Source organism: Pseudomonas sp. 05T35 (assembly GCF_056396605.1).
Genome location: NZ_JBFTLU010000500.1, coordinates 1 through 3,134, shown reverse-complemented (window position 1 = coordinate 3,134; position 3,134 = coordinate 1). Strand labels below are relative to the sequence as shown.

3 protein-coding genes are annotated in these 3,134 nt (G+C 56.1%); all 3 read right to left on the bottom strand.

Annotated elements, in window-relative coordinates; all coding sequences use genetic code 11:
- Positions 1 to 21: 21 nt before the first annotated feature.
- Genes AC1DH9_RS26025 through AC1DH9_RS26015 form a run of 3 tightly spaced genes read right to left on the bottom strand, consistent with a single transcriptional unit; the run spans position 22 to position 3,032 of the window.
- Positions 22 to 642 carry a bacilysin biosynthesis protein BacA gene (locus AC1DH9_RS26025; protein WP_427536419.1) on the bottom strand — a complete coding sequence of 207 codons (621 nt, stop codon included), beginning with the start codon at positions 640 to 642 and terminating at the stop codon, positions 22 to 24.
- Positions 643 to 663: 21 nt separating this feature from the next.
- Positions 664 to 1,629, bottom strand: coding sequence for a branched-chain amino acid transaminase (locus AC1DH9_RS26020; protein ID WP_427536417.1), 966 nt, complete (start codon positions 1,627 to 1,629; stop codon positions 664 to 666).
- 2 nt (positions 1,630 to 1,631) lie between these two features.
- Positions 1,632 to 3,032: a phenylacetate--CoA ligase family protein gene (locus AC1DH9_RS26015; RefSeq protein WP_427536415.1), complete on the bottom strand. Its 1,401-nt coding sequence runs from the start codon at positions 3,030 to 3,032 to the stop codon at positions 1,632 to 1,634.
- Positions 3,033 to 3,134: the final 102 nt, after the last annotated feature.

Here is a 3,134-nt window from a genome sequence, read left to right as displayed (position 1 = left end):
GGGTCAGGCAGGGTGTTACGATCAGCTGCCGTACAAATTGGCTTCCGTCGGCAGTGCGCTCCAGCGGGTCAGCGCGAAGACAGACCAGAGCATCCGGATCGGACGGGTGCTCGAGATAAATTTCAACCCGTGGATGTTGGCCGCCACTTCCGTGGTCAGTGCTACGTCGACCTCGCCCCTGGCTGCCGCTGCCGCGGCAGCGCTGGTGGAAAGTGCAAGGATCACGGAGTCGACCTCCAGGTCCTGAGGCAAGAGTTCCTTGATCAGGAGAAGCGGCGCGGGATGAGTGGCGACCGTCAGTTTTGCGGTGGTTAGCGGTCCCTTGCTCGCCAATCCGTACAGCGGCGTATCGAACACGAAGGTCGCCACCAGGCTTAACCGCGGGTCCATGTAGAAGTTATGAATCTGCGGGTAGGCATTGGCTACGATCATTACCCTTGGAACGTTCTCGTCCATGCTGGAGCGGGCATGCTCGTAAGAGTCGCTGAGATTGACCTGTACGCGTGAGCCTGGATATCGACGCCCAAACCAATCACTGAAAAAGCCGGCGGCTGCTTCACTGCTGGTCCCGCTGGGCCCCAGGGTATGAATCATCACATCGCGCCAATCGCCAACACCCAAATTCAAGAATTTACTGTCCATAGTCATGACTCTCCAGAGCGATCAATTGGATACCGGGCTCAACCAATGGGCGTATTTGCTATTCCGACCTCTTACCGTTTCCTGGTAGAGGCTCCTGATCGCAGCACTTGTTTCGCCTACCCCGCTCTCTTGCAGCACGTAGTGATCAATTTGCGTCACAGGTACGATCTCGACGCCGGTACCGGCCAGGAAGCACTCGTCGACTGAAAACAGTTCGGAAAACGAAATATCTCGCTCGACGACTTTCAATCCCAATTCTTCCCTGGCCAGGGTAATCACCGAATCGCGGGTAATGCCTTCAAGAATATGAGCGCTCAATGGCGGCGTGATAAGACAACCGTCTTTCACGATGAAGACATTGGAGGTCGTCGACTCGGCCAGATTGCCGTGCACGTTCAACATCAACGCATCGTCAAACCCATTGCGTTGCGCCGACTCCATGGCCAACGCCGAATTGGCATAACTGCCGGTGATTTTGGCCCGCGCGGGAAGCGAAACATCGGGAATACGCCGCCAACTCGAGATGGCGCAGCGAATACCGCCGGCAGGCATGTAGGCGCCCATGCCCAGGGTATTGATCACCAGGCCAGTGCTGACCCCCGAGAGCTTCACGCCAAAACCAACCCCAGGCAGCAGCGCTTTCTTGTAGGCCAGAGGCCGGATATAGCTCTCGGTCGAAGCCTCGTTACGTCGCAGTAAGTCGAGGATGATTGCCTTCATCTCGGCGCGACACGGCAGGCTTTCCAACTGCAGCAGCCTGGCAGAATTCTCCAGTCGCTTCAGGTGATCATCCAGCCTGAAGACATTCAATTCACCGTTACTGGCGACATAGGCACGAATGCCCTCGAAGACAGCGGTGCCGTAATTGAATGCCTGGGTCGTTACCGGTATCAGCGCTTCTGCAGCGGCGACAACCTGACCATCAAAGTACACCCATGGATGGGGCTTGCGCTGGGTAGCCGGGGTATTGCCGGGTACGTCAGTCATGATCAGGCCCTCCGCGCGGCAATGTTCAATGCCGTTTCACGCTCGTTATTGTCGCTACCGCTGCGCTTGTCGTGGAGCCTGGCGGCCTTCCAACTGACCATCGCCGCAGTGCCGGTAACCGCATCGGTGGGGCCAACGGTGAGGTGGACGCGAGCGCCGAGCCTGTCCGCCATGGAACTGGCAACAGCCTCCAGGTCGTTGTCGAACGCGGTGTTCTGCTGCAACTCCAACGTGACGCTCAGCTGATCTTCACCGCCCACGGTTTCCACCTGGATGTGGTAATCCAGACAACCTTTGAGGTGCTCGAATAGTGCAGCCTCAACGTCGTAGGCGCAGAGATTGTGGCCGTTGATGACCAGCGTATCCCTGACCCGACCGATAGGAATGATCTGCCAATGCCCCTTGCCCATCACCTGAGCCCTGACCATATCTCCGGTGCGATAACGAATCAGTGGTTTTTGCCCTTGGTAAAGATGGGTAATGACCAATTCACCGGTCATTTTGGCATTCACAGGATCCAGCACTTTCCCCGTCAGCGGGTTGACCACCTCATAGACCACGTTCAAGGGAACCGTGCAGAGATTGCCATCCTTGTCGCAGGCGGCCAGGATCGACGACTCTTGCGAGGCATACATGCAGTTGTACACCGCACTGCCCCACACATCGCCGATATTGCGCAGCAATGCAGGAGTGGTCAGTTCACCCAGGGTGAAAATCAGCTTTACGCCCAGATCCGAGGGGCTCTGGCCCTTTTTGATCAAATGCCTGGCCAGACTGATGGCGACTGCCGGTGTGCAGACCAGGGCCGTGATCTTCAGCTCCCTGATCAGCGTGACGGCACGATCCAACCCGACAACGGGCGATCGCGGCCACATTTTCACGACGGTGTGGCCAAGGCTGCGACAGACGTCTTCAAACGTATCGCCGGTCGAGTGCAACTCCGTAGGCCCCATCACGCCGACAATATGTTGCTGACCGTGGGCACGAAACAGCTCGCTGTAACGAAGGATCAGCGGCGTGTTATTGAATATCGAATCATGCTCGTTGCGCGGACAAGGTGTCGCCGCTCCGGTAGTACCTGTGGTTTCGTAGTAGATCCAGGCGTTCGTCAATGGCGCGGCCGCCATGCCATGACCTGCCTCGCGCAAATCGTTCTTGGTGGTGAACGGCAGTTTCCGGAACGCATTCCAGTCGAGTTCATCTATGGCACTACTGGATAAACCAGACAATCTATCCTGATAAAAAGGCGAATACGCCTTGACATAGCGGAGTATGTTTTTAATACGCCCAAGCTGAATATCATTCAACTCCCCGATGGAGATACCATCCTTCTCAAACACTGCATGTTGCTGATGAACTGTACGTGCCAACTCCAGAAGCTCAGGCTTGAATAAAGCGTACACTACAACCTCCTTGTCATTTGAACAGCGAAAGATTACCGGTCAACTTACTGATTGTTTTCTTCGGTCCGATCAAGCCGATGGCAACCAACTCTATGGCTGAAC

Coding starts and splice junctions, on each gene's coding strand:
- AC1DH9_RS26025 (WP_427536419.1), bottom strand. CDS start 642: ATGGACAGTAAATTCTTGAATTTGGGTGTTGGCGATTGGCGCGATGTG.
- AC1DH9_RS26020 (WP_427536417.1), bottom strand. CDS start 1,629: ATGACTGACGTACCCGGCAATACCCCGGCTACCCAGCGCAAGCCCCAT.